Origin of the sequence: Actinomyces capricornis, assembly GCF_019974135.1 — a bacterium.
GTDB classification, from domain to species: Bacteria; Actinomycetota; Actinomycetes; order Actinomycetales; family Actinomycetaceae; genus Actinomyces; species Actinomyces capricornis.
Map to the genome: position 1 here is coordinate 178,302 of NZ_AP025017.1, position 17,276 is coordinate 195,577.

At 73.1% G+C, this 17,276-nt stretch carries 16 protein-coding genes; 6 read left to right on the forward strand and 10 right to left on the reverse strand.

Features of this window, described 5'->3' with window-relative positions; genetic code table 11:
• Positions 1-182 precede the first annotated feature (182 nt).
• On the forward strand, positions 183-1,100 hold the full coding sequence (locus MANAM107_RS00725; RefSeq protein ID WP_223909831.1) for an ABC transporter ATP-binding protein: 918 nt from the start codon (positions 183-185) through the stop codon (positions 1,098-1,100).
• A gap of 68 nt (positions 1,101-1,168) precedes the next feature.
• Here MANAM107_RS00725 and MANAM107_RS00730 read toward each other — a convergent pair whose 3' ends face one another.
• From MANAM107_RS00730 to MANAM107_RS00750, 5 genes are all read right to left on the reverse strand, one after another.
• The gene (locus MANAM107_RS00730) at positions 1,169-1,621 is read right to left on the reverse strand and encodes a hypothetical protein (RefSeq protein ID WP_223909834.1); all 453 of its coding nucleotides are present in this window, start codon (positions 1,619-1,621) and stop codon (positions 1,169-1,171) included.
• Between the two features lie 252 nt (positions 1,622-1,873).
• The gene (truB, locus tag MANAM107_RS00735) at positions 1,874-2,980 is read right to left on the reverse strand and encodes a tRNA pseudouridine(55) synthase TruB (protein WP_223909837.1); all 1,107 of its coding nucleotides are present in this window, start codon (positions 2,978-2,980) and stop codon (positions 1,874-1,876) included.
• The gene (rbfA, locus tag MANAM107_RS00740; protein WP_223909840.1) at positions 2,977-3,528 is read right to left on the reverse strand and encodes a 30S ribosome-binding factor RbfA; all 552 of its coding nucleotides are present in this window, start codon (positions 3,526-3,528) and stop codon (positions 2,977-2,979) included. The genes truB and rbfA overlap by 4 nt, the downstream gene beginning before the upstream one ends.
• 241 nt (positions 3,529-3,769) lie before the next feature.
• A complete protein-coding gene (locus MANAM107_RS00745; protein ID WP_308443627.1) occupies positions 3,770-4,438 on the reverse strand; it encodes an NAD(P)-dependent oxidoreductase in 669 nt (222 codons plus the stop codon).
• Positions 4,435-5,397, reverse strand: coding sequence for an EamA family transporter (locus tag MANAM107_RS00750; RefSeq protein ID WP_223909843.1), 963 nt, complete (start codon positions 5,395-5,397; stop codon positions 4,435-4,437). Before MANAM107_RS00750 ends, MANAM107_RS00745 begins: the two co-directional genes overlap by 4 nt.
• 79 nt (positions 5,398-5,476) lie before the next feature.
• Here MANAM107_RS00750 and MANAM107_RS00755 point away from each other — a divergent pair, with 79 nt between their 5' ends.
• The 4 genes from MANAM107_RS00755 to MANAM107_RS00770 all read left to right on the forward strand — a co-directional run bounded on the left by MANAM107_RS00755 (position 5,477) and on the right by MANAM107_RS00770 (position 8,789).
• Positions 5,477-6,355 (forward strand): LysR family transcriptional regulator, encoded by an 879-nt coding sequence (locus MANAM107_RS00755; protein WP_223909846.1) that lies wholly within the window; start codon positions 5,477-5,479, stop codon positions 6,353-6,355.
• Between the two features lie 145 nt (positions 6,356-6,500).
• Complete coding sequence (gene rarD, locus MANAM107_RS00760) at positions 6,501-7,487, forward strand: EamA family transporter RarD (protein ID WP_223909850.1); 987 nt, start codon at positions 6,501-6,503, stop codon at positions 7,485-7,487.
• A gap of 88 nt (positions 7,488-7,575) precedes the next feature.
• Positions 7,576-8,163: a hypothetical protein gene (locus tag MANAM107_RS00765; protein WP_223909853.1), complete on the forward strand. Its 588-nt coding sequence runs from the start codon at positions 7,576-7,578 to the stop codon at positions 8,161-8,163.
• Positions 8,160-8,789, forward strand: a complete 630-nt coding sequence (locus MANAM107_RS00770) for an RES family NAD+ phosphorylase (protein WP_223909857.1) — start codon at positions 8,160-8,162, stop codon at positions 8,787-8,789. The genes MANAM107_RS00765 and MANAM107_RS00770 overlap by 4 nt, the downstream gene beginning before the upstream one ends.
• Positions 8,790-8,908: 119 nt before the next feature.
• On the opposite strand, the gene infB is transcribed toward MANAM107_RS00770, so the two are convergent.
• From infB to rimP, 4 genes are all read right to left on the reverse strand, one after another.
• Complete coding sequence (gene infB, locus MANAM107_RS00775; RefSeq protein WP_223909860.1) at positions 8,909-11,833, reverse strand: translation initiation factor IF-2; 2,925 nt, start codon at positions 11,831-11,833, stop codon at positions 8,909-8,911.
• A gap of 111 nt (positions 11,834-11,944) precedes the next feature.
• Complete coding sequence (locus MANAM107_RS00780; protein WP_223909863.1) at positions 11,945-12,235, reverse strand: YlxR family protein; 291 nt, start codon at positions 12,233-12,235, stop codon at positions 11,945-11,947.
• A 104-nt stretch (positions 12,236-12,339) separates the two neighbouring features.
• On the reverse strand, positions 12,340-13,380 hold the full coding sequence (gene nusA / locus MANAM107_RS00785; protein WP_223909866.1) for a transcription termination factor NusA: 1,041 nt from the start codon (positions 13,378-13,380) through the stop codon (positions 12,340-12,342).
• Between the two features lie 106 nt (positions 13,381-13,486).
• Positions 13,487-13,969, reverse strand: coding sequence for a ribosome maturation factor RimP (gene rimP / locus MANAM107_RS00790; protein WP_223909869.1), 483 nt, complete (start codon positions 13,967-13,969; stop codon positions 13,487-13,489).
• 81 nt (positions 13,970-14,050) lie between these two features.
• Between rimP and MANAM107_RS00795 the strand changes: the two genes are divergently transcribed.
• Entirely contained in the window at positions 14,051-15,187 is a 1,137-nt protein-coding gene (locus MANAM107_RS00795) for a Tat pathway signal protein (protein ID WP_223912658.1), read from the forward strand.
• A 79-nt stretch (positions 15,188-15,266) separates the two neighbouring features.
• Here MANAM107_RS00795 and MANAM107_RS00800 read toward each other — a convergent pair whose 3' ends face one another.
• Complete coding sequence (locus tag MANAM107_RS00800) at positions 15,267-17,090, reverse strand: proline--tRNA ligase (protein ID WP_223909872.1); 1,824 nt, start codon at positions 17,088-17,090, stop codon at positions 15,267-15,269.
• Positions 17,091-17,276 lie beyond the last annotated feature (186 nt).

Sequence of the window (17,276 nt, forward strand, 5' to 3'; positions counted from 1 at the left end):
ATGACGTCACCCATCGGACTGGGCAGTGGGCGGGGCAGCCCGCCGCCGAGCATCCGGCCCAGGACCACAGCCACGGGCCCCGACCCGGGCACTGCCCCGGGGCCCAGTCACCATCCGCATCACAAGCACGACGATCAGCAGCACGAGCACCACGAGCACACTGACGGTAAGGAGAACGCGCAATGAGGAGCAGTGACAGCACCCCGGTGGCAGCAGGAGCGCTCCGGGCACCGGTGACGGCGGAGCCGGCGGCTCAGGCACCTGCGGCGCCCGCCCCCGGTTCGCAGGGGACGGCGTCGACCCCGCCGGTGCTGCAGGCCCGGGGCCTGAGCAAGGCCTATGACGCCCAGGGCGCCGCGGTGCTCGAGGGCCTGGATCTGGAGATCGGGCGCGGCCAGTTCGTGGCGGTCATGGGGCCCTCGGGCTCGGGGAAGTCCACGCTCCTGCACTGCCTGAGCGGCATGGACCGGCCCTCGGGCGGCCAGGTGCTGCTCCTAGGGGATGAGGCCGATGGCCCGGGTGCTCAGGCGGCGCCCGGGCAGCGGACGGTGGATCTGGCCGCCCTGGATGAGCGCGAGCTGGCGGCACTGCGCCTGCGCCGCTTCGGCTTCGTCTTCCAGCAGGCCCACCTGCTGTCCACGCTGTGCCTGCTCGACAACATCGTCCTGCCGGGGTTCCTGGCCGGTGAGCGCCCCCGCCCGCAGGTCGAGGCCCGCGGGCGCGAGCTCATGGAGCGCATGGGCATCGGCGGGCTGGCGGGCAGCGATGTCACGGAGGTCTCCGGGGGCCAGCTCCAGCGCGCCGGGATCTGCCGCGCCCTGATCAACGACCCGGGCATCGTCTTCGCCGATGAGCCCACCGGGGCGCTCAACTCCTCCTCCGCCGCCCAGATCCTCGACCTGCTCGGGGAGGTCCACGCCTCGGGCACGACCCTCATGGTGGTCACCCACGACGCCCATGTGGCGGTGCGGGCCGACCGGGTCCTGGTGCTCGTCGACGGGGCGGTGGTCGAGGACCTGGCCCTAGGGCGCTACGAGCGCGCCCAGGCCGCTGAGCGCCTGTCCGTCGTCTCCCAGGCCCTCCAGCGCCAGTCGGTGTGAGACTGCCGGCCCGGGTGGGGTGAGTGGGGCGCCCAGCCCGGGCTGGAGGCGGTCAGTGGGAGCGGCGGTCAGTGGGAGCCGCAGCCGCAGCCCCCGGTGGGCCGGGCCGAGACGTCCCTGAGCCCCAGGGCGTTGCCGGCCTTGTGCCCGGGCACGACCCCGGCGTCGGCGGCACTCCGGCTGCTGGACTGGCCACTGGGCCGACCACTGGGCTGGTCCTGTGCCGTGAGCGGTGCGCCCATGGCGGCGCCGACCGCGGCACCAATGGCCGCAGCCTCGCTCAGGCCGGGGGCTCCGGCACCGGTACCGCCGGTCTGGGCCTGCGACGCCGTCGCCTCCGTGGCCGCGGCGCTGCCGGGGGCCATGGGCTGGGCCACAGTGGGGGCAGGGAGCCTCTCGTCGTCGCGGGCCCGGCCGTGCCCGCGGCAGCCGCAGCGGCAGCCACCGCTGCGGGGGCGTCCGCCGGCCTCGCCGGTGGGCTGGGTGGTCTGCTGGGTGGTCTCGGTGCTCGTCTGGCTCACTGATGCCGCCTTTCGGGGTCCTCGCCCGCGCTGAGCGCAGGAGGGCTCCCCTGGTTGTGCCCTGGTCTCCATGGAGGGGTGGACTGAGATCGGGTGGACTGTGGTCCTGGCGCGGGGTCTTCCCCGCTCGTGGCCGCAGTGGTCGTGGCCGCGGTGGCCGGTCCCTGACAGTCGTCGCCAGTATCAAGCATCTGCCGGGCCCCTGTATTCCTGGATTCCTGAACTCCTGGTCCCCCTGATGTGCAACGCGCCTCAGGCCGGCGCCAGGACCAGTACCGGGCGGGCGCGTGAGCCCTTGGCCGCCAGCAGGGCCACCACGGCGCCGTCGGGGGCGAAGGCGGCCACCACCGGCTGCGGGCCGGTGCCCTCTACCTCCTCGGCGCCCTTGGCGGCCGCGGCCTTCGGTGCGATGGGTCGGGCGGGGGCCTGGGCCCGCTCCAGGGTGGAGGCGGGAAGGGCCTGGCCGTGGCTGACCGCCCCGGCCTCGGCCCCGGTGAGCTCCACGGCCGGGAAGCAGCGGCGGGCCGCCTCGCTCAGGCCCAGGACCCTGAGGCCACGGGGCCGGGTGCTGGCGGCGTCGGCCTCCACCTGGGCGCTCAGCGCCTCCAGGGTCGCCGCCTCCCCGACGTCGAAGGGCCCCACGCGCGTGCGGCGCAGGGCGGTCAGGTGGGCGCCGCAGCCCAGGGCCGCGCCCAGGTCGCGGGCGATGGCGCGCACGTAGGTGCCCGAGGAGCAGGACACGCCCAGGTCCATGTCGACCACCGCGGTGCCGTCCGCCGCCGTGGCCGCGCGCGGCTGCCCGCGCAGCTCCAGTGCGCTGATGGTCACCGGGCGGGCGGCGAGCTCGACGGCCTCGCCCTGGCGCACCCGGGCGTAGGAGCGCACTCCGCCGACCTTGATGGCCGAGACCGCGCTGGGCACCTGCATGATCTCGCCGGTGAGGCGCGCCAGGGCGGTGCCCAGCCGCACCTCGGTCAGGTCCTCGGGGCGGCAGCCGGCGCCGGCCGTGATCTCCCCCTCGGCGTCCTCGGTGAGGGTCTCCTGGCCCAGGCGGAGGGTGGCCTCGTAGTCCTTATCGGCGCCCACCAGGTAGGTCAGCAGTCGGGTGGCCCGCCCGATTCCCAGCACAAGCAGGCCGGTGGCCATCGGATCCAGGGTGCCGGCGTGCCCGACCTTGCGGGTGGCTGCCAGTCGGCGGGCGGCGGCCACGACGTCGTGGCTGGAGATCCCCGCGGGCTTATCCACCAGGAGCAGCCCGTCCGCGGCGCTGACCGCAGCGCGCGCCACCCGGGGCCGCGCGCGATCCTGGCCTTCCTGGCCGCGCTGACCTTCCTGGCCGCGCCTCCCGGCGCGGGTCACCGATCCTCGGAGCTCTGGGAGCCGGGCACGGTACCGGAGTGCGCCTCAGGAGCGCCGGTGGCATCGGCCTCACTCCCGGCACCCGGGGCAGGGTCCTCTGGCGAGTCCTCCTGCACCTCCTCCTGCGGGTCGTCGTCGTGCCGGTAGGGGTCGGCCTCGCCCGCGTAGGTGGCGCCCTGGGCGCTGCGGGCGATCTGCTCGTCGCGGGCCCGGGCCTGGGCCAGGGCGTCCTCGAAGGTCCTGGCGGTGGTGGGCAGGGCGTCGAGCTGGAAGGAGATGGTCGGGGTCAGGCGGATGCCCAGGGCCTTGCCCACCTCGGAGCGGATGAGCCCCTTGGCGGAGGCCAGAGCCTTGGCCGAGCTCTCCCGCTCCTCCTGGGATCCGTAGACGGTGTAGAAGACGGTGGCCTGCTGCAGGTCCCCGGTGACGCGCACATCGGTGACCGTGACGAAGCCCAGGCGGGGGTCCTTGATACGGCCGCCCAGGAGTCGGGCGACGGTCTCGTGGATGCGTTCGGCGACCTTGCGGGCGCGTGCGGCGTCAGCCATGGGGGCCTCCTGGGTTCGTCGGGGCGAGAAGCAGCCACCATTGTGCACGACGCTGCACATCTTCACCGACCGGCCTGCGGGCGCATCCGCGTCATCACGCCGATGCGCCCGCAGCCGGCGCGCCGCGCACCGCTGAAGACGTGCAGCCCGCCCTGGGCGCCACGATGGCGCACCGCACCTCGCCCCACGGCATCGCTCCACGAGCAGCACAGCGGTGGCCGGGCTGCCATGAGGGCGCTTTTCAGGACCTCGCGTCCTCAGGGGCGGACTCCTGGCAGACCGTGATGTGGCGGTCTCCACTGGGCCGCTCGAGCTCATCGAGCACGGCGATGGCCAGGTCCGGTGCGGAGATCCGTGAGATGCCCTGGGCGTCGGTGAGCAGGGTGGTGGTGCCCCGCCGGTAGCGGCCACTGCGCTCCCCTGACTCGAAGACGGCAGGTGGGCTGAGATACACCCACCCGGAGTAGGGGTGCAGCTGGCAGACTCGGTACTGCTCAAGGCTGGCCCGCGCGATCGTCTTCCACGCCTGAGGAACATAGGCGGGATCGTCGATCAGCAGCCGGTCGGGGTGGTTCGGTAGGCGCAGTGGCGCGGCGCCTCCAATGATGATCACTGGCCTGCAGTGCCGTGCAGCCACGTCGAGGAATCCCTGCGTCATCGGTGCGAGCCGGTGCTCCTGGCCTGGAACAAGACGAATCGTGAGGATCGCGGCGTCACTGTCAGCCAGCAGCGGACCCGCCTCGTCGGGATGGGAGAGATCGACAGCGCGCACTATGAGACGGTCATCGCCGGAGGCTGTGCTGCAGGGGTGCCGCGATGCGGCGATAACCCGATGCCCTCGGCTCAAGGCCTCGGAGACGATGGCGCTGCCCGCCATGCCGGTGGCACCGAAGACTGCGACTCTCATCATGTGGTCCTTCCTGTCTGTGCTGTGGTCCTCTGGGCCGGGGAGGGGAGTTGGCCGGCGACCATGGCGGTCAGGGCGGCGGCGAGGCCGAGCATCTGAGCCCACGTGGGCCTTTCACCGGCGAGGACCGCCCCGAGAATGGCTGCCGTGACCGGGGAGAGGAGTCCGAGCAGCGCCGTGGCTGTCACGGACAGACGGCGGATGCCGGCGAACCAGACGGTGTAGGCCAGCAGCCCTCCGATCAGGCCCAGCCAGGCGTAGCCGACCACGGCCGCGTGATCAATGCCGCTCGGGGCCCCGTCGAGGAGCACGGCGGGCAGCAGGAGCACGAGACCGGCTGCGGTCAGCTGCCACGCGGCAAGGCCGACCGGGCTGGCCCCTTCGGGGCACCCCCATTTCTTCGTGAGTACGACTCCCGTGCCCATCGATGCCGCTCCGGCAAGGCCGGCGACGACTCCTCCAGGGGACAGGGCTGCATCGGGGCCGAGAACAACGAGCCCGACACCGATCATGCCCAGGGCACCCCATCCGACCCTCCAGAGGGACAGGATCTCCCGCAGAATCACTACGGCGAGGAGGGCCACGATGATCGGCTGCACGGCCCCGAGGGTGGCGGCGACACCACCGGGGAGCTGCTGCGCAGCGATGAACAGCAGGGGGAAGAAGAGGCCCATGTTCAAGGTGCCGAGCACCAGGCTCTTCCACCACCACGACCCATGCGGCACCTGACGGGCGATGAGCAGTGCGATGAGGCCCGCGGGCAGGCATCGCATCATCGCGGCGAAGAGAGGATGGCCCTGGGGAAGTGCGTGTGTGGTGACGATGTAGGTGCTCCCCCACACCATCGGCACGACTGCCGTCAGCACCGTCCACCCCGCACGGCTGAGGGTGGGCGTCGGCGTCCAACGAGATGCAGGCGGTGGCGTGCTCGTCGCGGGCGTCCTGATGGTCGAGGCGGTCATGACGCCATCGTCGGACCGCCTTGTTCCATGAGTCCAACAGATTGTTCCCATAGTACGGATGCACTGTCACCATAGACCTATGGAACTGCAGCAGATGCGCTACATCGTCGCCATCGCCGAGGAGAAGAGCTTCACCCGCGCGGCCCAGCGCTGCTTCGTCGTGCAGTCCTCGCTCAGCCACCAGGTCAAGGCGCTCGAGCGCGAGCTCGGCGTCACCCTTGTCGCCCGCAGCAGCCGTAGAGTCGAGCTCACCACTGCCGGTGAGGCATTCGTCGCGCAGGCCCGGGTGAGCCTGGACGCTGCCGAGCGCGCTCTTACTGACGCCGCGGCGGCGGACGGCCAGGTCCGCGGCACGCTCACGATCGGTGTCATCCCGACGGTGACCACCATCGACATCCCCGCCAGCCTCGGCCGCTTCCACGCCGCCTACCCGGCGGTGACCATCCGACTCAGAGACGGCGGCAGTAACGAGTTCATCGCCGCGATCGCCGCGGGCACCATGGATGTCGCCGTCCTCGGCCTGCCAGATGGCGCACCACCGACAGGCATCAGCACACGGGTCATGGCAAGAGAGCAGCTCGTCGCCGTCGTCGCCTCCGATCATCCACTCTCCGGCCGGCGCCGGCTGCGGCTGGACGACCTGGCGGAGGAGAAGTTCGTCGACTTCCCCGCGGGCACGCCGGGCAGGATGCCCTCCGACCTCGCATTCCAAGCCGCCGGCCTCCATCGCGACGTCGCCTTCGAGGTGATGAGCACCAGACTCATCCTTGATCTGGTCAGGCAGGGGCTCGTCGTCGCCCTCCTCTCACCTGCCGTGGTCCCCACCAACAGCGAGGGCCTGCGAACAATCCCCGTCACGGCGGGCCCCACCCGCGTCGAGTACCTCGCATGGAGCGCATTCAACCCCGCGCCGGCGGCCAAGGCCCTCCTCGACATACTCGCCCCCGCCCCCGGGTGACGGCTTCCACGGCCGGCACCGGGGCAGCGCTAGCATCTCAGGCGCACCCCCGGGCCCCGCTCCACCGGGCCGAGTCCCGGAGCGGCACCCGACCGACACTGGACCGACACCGAGCCGACACCAGCCGACACAGAGCCGAGACCGCATGCCCCGACCCGAGCCCCACAGCGCCCCCTCCCCCGCCGCCCAGCCCTCCACCCCGACGCCCGCCGGGAGCCCCGCCGCGGGCGGCTCCACCGCCCCGGGCCTGGCGATGGTGCTGGGCTGCTACCTGCTGTGGGGCTTCTTCCCCCTCTACTTCCGGCTGCTCTCCGCGGCCGGCAGCGTGGAGATCATCGGGCACCGCATCGTGTGGACCCTGATCACCTGCCTGGCGCTCATCGCCGCCTCCCACCGGTGGAGGGCCCTGGCGGGGGTCCTGCGCACGCCCCGCCTCCTGGCGCCCCTGGCGGCCTGCGGCCTCCTGGTCTCCCTCAACTGGCTGGTCTACGTCTACGGGGTCAGCACCGAGCGCACCGCCGACGCCGCCCTGGGCTACTTCATTAACCCGCTGGTGACCGTGGCCCTGGCGGCCCTGGTCCTGGGCGAGCGGCTGCGCCGCGCCCAGGTGCTGTGCATCGCCCTGGCCGCAGCGGGAGTCGCAGTGCTGGTGCTCGCGCAGGGCTCCCTGCCCTGGATCTCCCTGGCGCTGGCCCTCACCTTCGGCCTCTACGGGCTGGTCAAGAAGCGGGTGGCGGCGCAGGTCGACGCCCTGACGGGCCTGTGCGCCGAGACGCTGACGGTCGTGCCCCTGGCCCTGGGATACCTGGGGTGGCTGGCCTGGCAGGGGGCCTCGGTCATGCAGGGCCCCCAGGCCTCACCGCTGCTGGGCGTGCTGCTGGTGGTGGCCGGACCGGTGACGGCGGTGCCCCTGCTGCTCTTCGCCGCCGGCGCCCGCCGGGTGGCGCTGTCGGTGGTGGGCATCAGCCAGTACCTGGGCCCCATCATCCAGTTCATCCTGGCCTGGGCGGTCTTCCACGAGGAGATCCCACCGGCCCGGTGGGCCGCCATGGTACTGGTGTGGGCCGCGGTCATCCTCTTCATCCTCGACGCCGCACACCAGCTGGCCCGCCGGCCCCACCTGAGGGGCTGAGGCTGCCGCGCCCGCCCCACGCGCCCTCCCCATAGGTAGCGCATCGATGACGCACGCTCATGCATTCTCGATGCGCTACCCTGGGGGCATGACTGCGGTGGACCTGCACGACGTCCTGGCCGACCTGTCCCTGACCCCCCAGGATCTGGCCGAGATCCTGTTGCGCGAGTCGGCGGCTCGTGAGCGCGCGGGCGCAGCCCCCCTGACCTCCGGGATGTCGGACTTCCTGTCGCGCGGGCTGCCCACAGGGGCACGGGGGCGCCAGGCGGCCCGCATCCTTCAGGACCGCTCCTACGCCGAGCAGCTCTCGGCCCAGCACCGCGCCCTGGGCGCCGCACGGGACCTGGCGCGCTCCCTGTCCACCAGGGAGCTGGCGGACCTCCTGGGCCGCAGCCCCTCCACCATCACGCGCGCGGCGGGCCGCTCCCTCTACGCCTACCACCGCGGCCGCTCCCTGCGCTTCCCCACCTGGCAGCTCGACGGCGCCCGCCCCCTGCCCGGGCTGGAGACAGTCGTCCCCGCCATCCGGACCACCCTGAGCCCGACAACGGTGGAGGCCCGCATGACCACGGCGGACCCCGAGCTCCTCGACGGCCTCAGCCCCGTCCAGTGGCTCGCCCAGGGCGGGGACCCCGCCGAGGTCCTCCGGCTCCTGGACGAGGCCGACCACCGGTGAGCCCCCGCCCGAAGAACCCCGCCTCTCCCCCGGGGCCCCTGGACCTGCACGAGGAGGAGATCCACACCCTGGCCGGCCAGCCCCTGGCGCGCATCGCCCCGACCACCAGCCCCCACGCCCTGGCCTGGGGGCGGCTGCGCACCTGGGGCCCGGTGCGCCATTGCCGCTGGGACCCCCACCCTCCCCCACCCGGGGAGCACCCCGGCCACGGGGTCCTGTACGCCGCCTGCGACCTGGCGACCTGCGCCGCCGAGGTCTTCGCCGGCACCCGGCTCATCGACACCCGCAGCGACGCCCCGGTGCTCCAGGTCTGGCGGCCCACCCGGCCCCTGCGGCTGCTGGACATGACCGGCCCGTGGGCGCTGCGCCACGGCGCCTCGGTGAGCCTGGACAGCGCGGAGCGCGCCACCTGCCGCTCCTGGGCGCGGGCCATCCACGACCAGCTCCCCGGCCTCGACGGGCTCTGGGTGCGCTCGACCATGACCGGGCGGGCCATGACGGTCCTGCTGACGCCCGCCGCCGACTCCATCCCCACCCTGCCCGAGGAGAGCGCACCCCTGGCTGACCCCACGATCCACGCCCTCCTGCACGAGATCGCCCCGGGCATCGGCTACGACGTCGTCTGACCGCCTCCTTCCTGCCCCGCCCCATCGCCCTGCCTCCGCGTCCCCGGCACCGCATGACGGTGGCCGGCCACCTCCTACAGGATGGTGACCGGCCGCCGTCATGCGCCGTGAGCGCCGGATCAGGCGCGCGGCTTCTCGCGCATCTCCCAGGTCTCGATGACATCGCCCTCGGTGATGTCCTTGAAGCCCAGGTTGATACCGCACTCGTAGCCCTCGCGGACCTCGGTGACATCGTCCTTCTCGCGGCGCAGCGTCTCGATGGACAACTCGCCGTTGACCACGACGCCGTCGCGCACCAGGCGGGCCTTGGCGCCCCGCTTGATGATCCCAGAGCGGACGATCGAGCCGGCGATGGAGCCGAACTTCGAGGAGCGGAAGACCTGGCGGATCTCGGCGCTGCCCAGCTCCACCTCCTCGTAGATGGGCTTGAGCATGCCCTTCATGGCGGCCTCGACGTCCTCGATCGCGTTGTAGATGACCGAGTAGAACTTCATGTCCACGCCCTCGCGGTCGGCGATCTCCGCCACCCGCTCGGCCGGCCGGACGTTGAAGCCGATGATGACGGCGGAGTCCACCGTGGCCAGGTTGACATCGTTTTGGGTGATGGCGCCCACGCCGCGGTGGATGACGCGCAGCGCGACCTCCTCGCCCACATCGATCTTGAGCAGGGAGTCCTCCAGGGCCTCGACCGCACCCGAGGAGTCGCCCTTGAGGATGAGGTTGAGAGTGTCGACCTTGCCCTCCTTGAGGACGTCGGTGAGGTTCTCCAGGGAGACCCGCTTGCGGCGCTTGGCCAGCAGGGCGGCGCGCTCGGCGGCCTCGCGCTTGTCCGCGATCTGGCGGGCGGTGCGGTCGTCGGGGGCCACGATGAAGGAGTCGCCGGCGCTGGGCACATTGGTCAGGCCCAGCACCAGGGCCGGACGGGCCGGGCCCGCCTCCTGGAGGGCCTCGCCGTGCTCGTTGAACATGGCGCGCACGCGCCCGTAGGCGCTCCCCGCCACGATCGGGTCCCCCACCCGCAGGGTGCCGCGCTCCACCAGGATGGTGGACACCGCACCGCGGCCCTTGTCGAGCTTGGCCTCGATGGTCACGCCGCGGGCCTCGGTCTCGGGGTTGGCACGCAGGTCCAGGGCCGCATCGGCCGTCAGCAGGACGGCCTCCAGGAGGTCGTCGATGTGCAGGCGCTGCTTGGCCGAGATGTCCACGAACATGGTGTCGCCGCCGTACTCCTCGGGCACCAGGCCGTACTCGGTGAGCTGGCCGCGGATCTTGTCCGGGTTGGCGCCCTCCCGGTCGATCTTGTTGACCGCCACCACGATGGGCACATTGGCCGCCTGGGCGTGGTTGAGGGCCTCGACCGTCTGGGGCATGACGCCGTCGTCGGCCGCCACCACGAGGATGGCGATATCGGTGACCTCGGCACCGCGGGCGCGCATGGCCGTGAAGGCCTCGTGACCGGGGGTGTCGATGAAGGTGATCGGCCGGGTCTCCCCGCCCAGCTCCACGCGCACCTGGTAGGCGCCGATGGACTGGGTGATGCCGCCGGCCTCGGCAGCCACGACGTCGGTGGAGCGGATGGCGTCCAGCAGCTTGGTCTTACCGTGGTCGACGTGGCCCATGACGGTGACCACCGGGGGCCGGGGCGCCAGGTTCTCCTCATCCTCCTCGGGGTCGAGGTCGATGTCGAAGGACTCCAGCAGTTCGCGGTCCTCGTCCTCGGGGGAGACGATCTGGACGTCGTAGCCCAGCTCGGCGCCCAGCAGGCCGAAGGTGTCCTCATCCAGGGACTGGGTGGCCGTGGCCATCTCCCCCAGGTGGAACAGGACGGTCACCAGGGCCGCGGGGTTGGCGTTGATCTTCTCGGCCAGGTCGGTCAGCGTGGCGCCCTGGCGCACGCGCACCGGGGTGGAGCCGTCACCGCGCGGGACGATGACACCGCCGATCGACGGCGCGCTCTGCTGCTCGAACTCCTGGCGCTTGGCCCGCTTGGACTTGCGCCCGCGCGGAGCGCCGCCACCGCGCCCGAAGGCGCCCTGCGTCGAGCCGCGACCACCACGACCGCCACGGGGGCCGCCGAAGCCGCCGGGGCGACCGCCACCGCCGCCACCACCGGGACGACCACCGCCGCCGGGGCGACCGCCACGGCCTCCTCCACCACCGCGCGCCGGGGCCCCGGGACGGCCGATGGAGGACTGGCCGGGCATCATGCCCGGGTTGGGGCGGGGACCCGAGGGGCGCGGACCACCGGGCCGCGGCGCACCCGGACGCGGGCCGCCGGAGCCGGCCGCCTGCGGGCGGGGGCCACCGGGACGCGGACCGCCCTGCCCACCGGGGCGGGGCATGCCCTGGGAGGTGGCGAAGGGGTTGTTGCCCGGGCGCGGGGCACCCGGACGCGGGCCCTGCCCCCCCGAGCGTCCACCGCGCCCTCCGGGGCGGGGCATGCCCTGGGAGGTGGCGAAGGGGTTGTTGCCCGGGCGCGGAGCACCCGGACGCGGGCCGGGGGTCGGCGCCGGGGCCGCGGGGGCCTGCTCAGCCGGGGCGGAGGGCCGGGGCGCCTGCGGGGCCGCCGCGCGGGGCGCCTCGGGGGCGGCCGGGGCCTGGGGGGCCCGGGCTCCCGGCTTGGGGGCGGCCTTGGAGGGGGCCGACGGTGCCGTGGGGGCGGCGGCCTGGGGGGCCCGGGCTCCGGGCTTGGGCGCTGGGCGCTGCTCCCCGCCCGGCGCAGCGGGCTTGGCGGCCGGAGCGGCGGGCTTGGCCCCGGGCCTGGGGCCCGGAGTGGGGGCCGCGGGCTGCGCCGCAGCGCCGTCGGCAGCCCCGGCCGCCTTGTCAGTCTTCTCAGCCTTCTTGGCGCCGCCGGGGGCCGCGCCCTCCGCCACGGCGGCGAAGTGCTCGCGGACCCTGCGGGCCACGGGGGGCTCGACCGTGGAGGAGGCCGCCTTGACGAACTCTCCCTGGTCCTTGAGCCAGGCCAGAATCACCTTGGAGGTGACCTTCTTGCCAGAGGGGTCGAGCTCCTTGGCGAGCTCATGTACGCGTGGTTTAGCCACTTTTCTCCTGTCCGGTTACCCACCCCGGACAGGGGTGGGTGCTTCTAGAGGCAGCTCATCGCTGGGTACTCATCGGGTGCCCATCGGCTTCCTACCCGCCTTCGCAATCGATCAATCCCTCACCCGGCCGGGTGAGGGGCTCTGCTCAAGCCATCGGCGCACCGGCGCCGCATCAAGCGGTGCACTGGTGCGCAGGGCCCGCCCGAGGGCGCGCCGTCGCTCAGCAAGGGAGAGGCACCCCGGATCCGGGTGGATCCAGGCACCACGCCCGGGCCGGGTGGCCCGGGCATCGACCTCGAGCACGGGGCCCGGGGCCAGGACCAGTCGCAGCAACTGGGATCGGGGAGCCTTCCCACGGCAGCCGATGCAGGTGCGCTGGGGCACGTGCAGGGTGGTTACCACCGTCGAGGCGTCCTTCCGTGTCCTCAGCCGCATCCGCGGGAGCGCCTTGGCGTGACGGCCCCGCTATGGTCCGCCGAGAAGTCTACCGCTCGCCGCGGGCCGCATCACTCCGCGGTTTCTGAGGGACCTGTCACGTCGTCGGCCCGGGAGACGCGACCGGGGGCGACCTCGCCGGTCTCGGCGTCGGCGTGGATGTCGATCTTCCAGCCCGTCAGGCGCGCGGCCAGGCGGGCGTTCTGCCCCTCCTTGCCGATGGCCAGGGACAGCTGGAAGTCGGGGACGACGGCGCGGGCGGTGCGCTCCTCGGCGTCGATGACCTGCACCGAGGAGACCCGGGCCGGGGACAGGGCGTTGGCTACGAAGCGCGCGGGGTCCTCGGAGTAGTCCACGATGTCGATCTTCTCCCCGCCGAGCTCGGTCATCACCGCGCGCACGCGCTGGCCCATGGGGCCGATGCAGGCGCCCTTGGCGTTGACCCCGCGCGTGCGGGCGCGCACCGCCATCTTGGTGCGGTGGCCGGCCTCGCGGGCCACCGAGACGATCTCGACGTCCCCGGAGGTGATCTCGGGGACCTCGCGCTCGAAGAGCTTGCGCACCAGCCCGGGGTGGGTGCGCGAGAGCACGATCTGGGCGCCCTTGAGGCCGCGCGAGACCTCCGTGACATAGGCGCGCACCCGGTCCCCGTGGCGGTAGCGCTCCCCGGGGACCTGCTCGTGGGGTGGCATGATCCCCTCGTGCTCCTCATCGAGGCGCACATGGACCACCCGGGGGTCGCGGCCCTGCTCCACCGTGCCCGAGATGAGCTCGCCGGTCTTGTCCTTGAAGGCCCCCAGGACCTCGAAGTCGCGGCGGTCCTGGATGCGCTGGACGATGACGGAGCGGGCGGTGGCCTGGGCGATGCGGCCGAAGTCGTCGGGGGTGTCGTCGAAGTACTCCCCCGTGGGCTGGTCCTCCTCGTCGACCTCCGGCGCCAGGACGCTCATGTGGCCGGTGCGCCGGTCGATCTCCACATGGGCGCCGCGGATGGCGCCGGGCACCTTGGAATAGGCACCCAGGATGGCGTCCTCGATGGCGGGCAGGAGGTTGTCCAGGTCGATTCCCAGCTCATCGGCGGCGCCTCTGAGCTCGGGCATGTTGATATCCATGGGTGGTCCTCTCTGGTCCTGTCCTCCGCGGAGGCGGCCCTGCGGTCACATGTGGTGGTCGTGCGGGTACCGGTGGGTACGTGGGTGGCGGCGGCCGGGCCCCGGCTCACGGGCCGGAGACCACCATCCGGGCCTGGCGGACCTGCTCCAGCGGCACGGTCCTGGGACCGGCGTCGGTCTGGAGGGTCAGGACCTGGTCGTCAACGGCGGTGATGGTGCCGCTGAGCTCCTCCTCATCCGTGCTCACCTGGGCACCGTGCCCGACGGCGCGGCGGAAGTGCCGGGCGGTGCGCAGCTCGCGCTCGGCCCCGGGGGTGGAGACCTCCAGGGTGTACTGGCCCTTGACCGGATCGGCCTCGTCCAGCGCCTGGGAGACGGCGGCAGTGACCTCGCCCAGGCGGTCCAGGTCCAGGTCCCCGGGCCCGTCGGGCAGGTCGACGACGACCCGTACCACCGAGTACTTCCCGGCCCGGGTGGTCTCGATCCGCTCCAGGAAGAGGCCGGCGCCGTCGACCACGGGCTCCAGGAGCTCGGTCAGGCGCCCGGCGAGCGCGTCGGGCTTGTCCGCCTTCTCCGGCTTCTCCGGCATGGTGGGGGCTCCTCCCCTCTGGCCCGTGGGGGCGTGGTCAGGTCGGGAACATGCTACCTGCCGTGGGAGGATCGGCGGGTGATGACCCTCAGCCCTCCCCCGCCATGCCCCGGAGCACCCGGCTCCCCGGCCTCCTGCCGCTCAGGCCCGGGGGCCGCAGCGCGCCTTGTCCGACGCCCCCTCAGGCCCGGCCTGGCGCCACCGGCCCGTGCCCGGCGTGCCGGGGCCGGCCGGCCCGCACGGCTCCTGCGCGCAGCGGGCGCGGCGGCCCTGGCCGCCGCGCTGGTGGCCAGTGGCGGGTGCGGCCTGCGCCTGGGTGAGGGCTCGCCGGCCTCCCTGGAGACGGCGCCCCAGGCCGAGGTGACGCGCGACTCCCTGGCCCGCCAGGCCGTGCTCATCTCCTCCACCGCGGAGGTGGTCGCCTCCGGTGACCAGGGCTCGGGCGCCGTGCCCGCGCAGTTGCAGGCCGATGCCCACAACCAGGCCCAGGTCCTGGGCGGGGTGTGGGAGCCGTGGGCGACGGCGGTGCCCACGACCTACCCCACGGCCACGCCGATCGCGACGGCGGCACCGGATGCCACCGGGGATGATCTGCGAGCCGCCCTGGAGCAGGGTGTGGGCATGGCGCGCGAGGCGGCACTGTCGGCGGGCTCGGCCCAGGAGGCCCAGCTCTACGCCGCCTTGGCGGTGTCCTGGGGCGTCTACCTCGACGAGGTCTCCCCCGGCGCGCTCCAGGGAGTGCCGCGCAGCGGGGAGGGTCAGGACCAGCAGGCCCCGCCGAGCCCGGCGACGGCCGGGGCGTCGTCGAGCCCGGGCGGGACGGCGCTGGGCGGCCCGCTGCTCACGCTCTACGACGCCGCCCGCTACGCCTGTGAGGAGGTCGGGGCGCGTGCCGAGGATGAGGGGGTGCGCGAGCAGGCCATCGCCGATGCGCGCACGGCGACGATCGTGGTCAACGCCTCGATCGCCGCGGGAGGCCAGGATGCGCGGCTGGCGGCCTATGCCCCGCCGGAGCAGGCGGCCCAGGCCGGCGATCCCGATCGCGCCTGGGCGGCGTCGGCCTGGTCGGATGTGGCGGCTGCGGAGGTGCAGCAGGTCGGTGAGTCCCAGGCCTCCACGCCTGAGCGCCGGGCCGCCGTCGAGGCGGCCATCGACGCCGGGCTGCGCGCCGCCGACTGGGGCGCCCAGCTACCCGCCCTGCCCGGCTACACCGCCTAACCTTCGACAATTTGCATGAGATCGTACTTCTCCAGGCCCGGAAAAGGCCGATCTCATGCAAATTGTCGAAAGGAAGGGGTTAGGCGCTCAGGGCGGCGCGCACGAGGGCGGCGACCTCCTGGGCGGCCTGGTCGGCCGGCACGCTGCGGCGCTCACCGCTGCGGCGGTCGCGGATCTCCACCGTCCCCTGCTTGGCCAGATCCCGCCCCACCACCAGGGTGTAGGGCAGCCCCAGCAGCTCGGAGTCGGCGAACTTCACCCCGGCGCTGACCTTGCGGCGGTCGTCGTAGAGGACCTCCACGCCCTGGGCGTCCAGGGCGGCGGCGATCCCCTCGGCGGTGGAGAAGACCTCCTCGTCCTTGCCGGTGGCCAGCACCTGGACGTGGTAGGGGGCCACGGCAATGGGCCAGGCCAGGCCGTGCTCATCGTGGTTGGCCTCGGCCAGGGCGGCCATGACGCGGCTGACGCCCACGCCGTAGGAGCCCATGGTCACCACCTGGGCCTTTCCGTTCTCATCGAGCACACTCAGCCCCAGGGCCCGGGAGTACTTGCGCCCCAGGGCGAAGATGTGGCCCACCTCGATGCCGCGCGCCAGGCTCAGGGGGCCCGAGCCGTCGGGGGCGGGGTCGCCATCGCGGACCTCAGCGGCCTCGATGGTGCCATCGGCGGTGAAGTCGCGCCCCATGACCAGGTCCAGGACGTGCTTCTTATCGGCATTGGCGCCGGTGACCCAGCTGGTGCCCTCCACGATGCGCGGGTCCACCAGGTAGCGCACGGAGCCGGCCAGGCGCTCGTTGCCCTCCTCATCGACCTCCACGCGGCGCAGCGGCGAGTTGGGGCCGATGGCCTCGGGGCCGATGTAGCCGGGCACGAGCTCGGGGTGGCCCGTGAAGTCCTCCTCGGCGGCCATCTCCACCTCGGCGGGGGCCACGGCTGCCTCCAGGCGCTTCATGTCCACCTCACGGTCGCCGGGCACGCCGACGACGAGCAGCTCGCGCCGCCCACCGGGGTGGGTCAGGACCACGACGACATTCTTCAGGGTGTCGGCCGCCGTCCAGGCGCGCCCGTCGGAGCGGGGGTAGGCCTCGTTGCACAGGGCCACGAGGGTCTCGATGGTGGGGGTGTCGGGGGTGTCGACGACGCGGGCCGGCCCCACCCCCGAGGCGTCGACTGGATCTGGGACCACGGTGGTCACGGCCTCGGCGTTGGCGGCGTACCCGCCCTCGGAGCGCACGAAGGTGTCCTCGCCGATGGGCGAGGGGTGGAGGAACTCCTCGGAGTGGGAGCCGCCCATGGCCCCGGCCATGGCGTTGACGATGACGTAGTCCAGGCCCAGGCGGGTGAAGAGCCGCTCGTAGGCGTCGCGGTGCTTGCGGTAGGAGGCCTCCAGGGCCTGGTCGTCGATGTCGAAGGAGTAGGAGTCCTTCATGACGAACTCCCGGCCGCGGATGATGCCGGCGCGGGGTCGGGCCTCGTCGCGGTACTTGGTCTGGATCTGGTAGACGATGGCGGGCAGGTCCTTGTACGAGGAGTACATGTCCTTGACCGCCAGGGTGAACATCTCCTCGTGGGTGGGGGCCAGGAGGTAGTCGCCGCCCTTGCGGTCCTTGAGGGTGAACAGCGTGGGGCCGTAATCCTCCCAGCGGCCGGAGGCCTGGTAGGGCTCGGCGGGCAGCAGGCCCGGGAAGTGGACCTCCTGGCCGCCGATGGCGTCCATCTCCTCGCGCACGATGGCCTCGATCTTGCGCAGGGTGCGCAGGCCCAGGGGCAGCCAGGTGTAGATGCCGGGGGCGGCCCGGCGCACGTAGCAGGCGCGCACGAGGAGCTTGTGGCTGGCGACCTCGGCGTCGGCCGGGTCCTCGCGCAGGGTGCGGATGAAGGCGGTGGAGAGTCTGTGCAGCACGGGCACATGCTACGTGCTGCGCATCGGCGCGCTGCAACCGGCGGGCAACCGGCGGGAAACAAGGACGGTCACGCCGCAGCATCGTGGCCGGTCACCGGCCTCCCCCAGTTGCGCGCAGGACGCCCCATCACCGCCGATGAGGCCGCTGACTTCCTGGCGGACAGCGAATGAGCACCCACCTGGTGC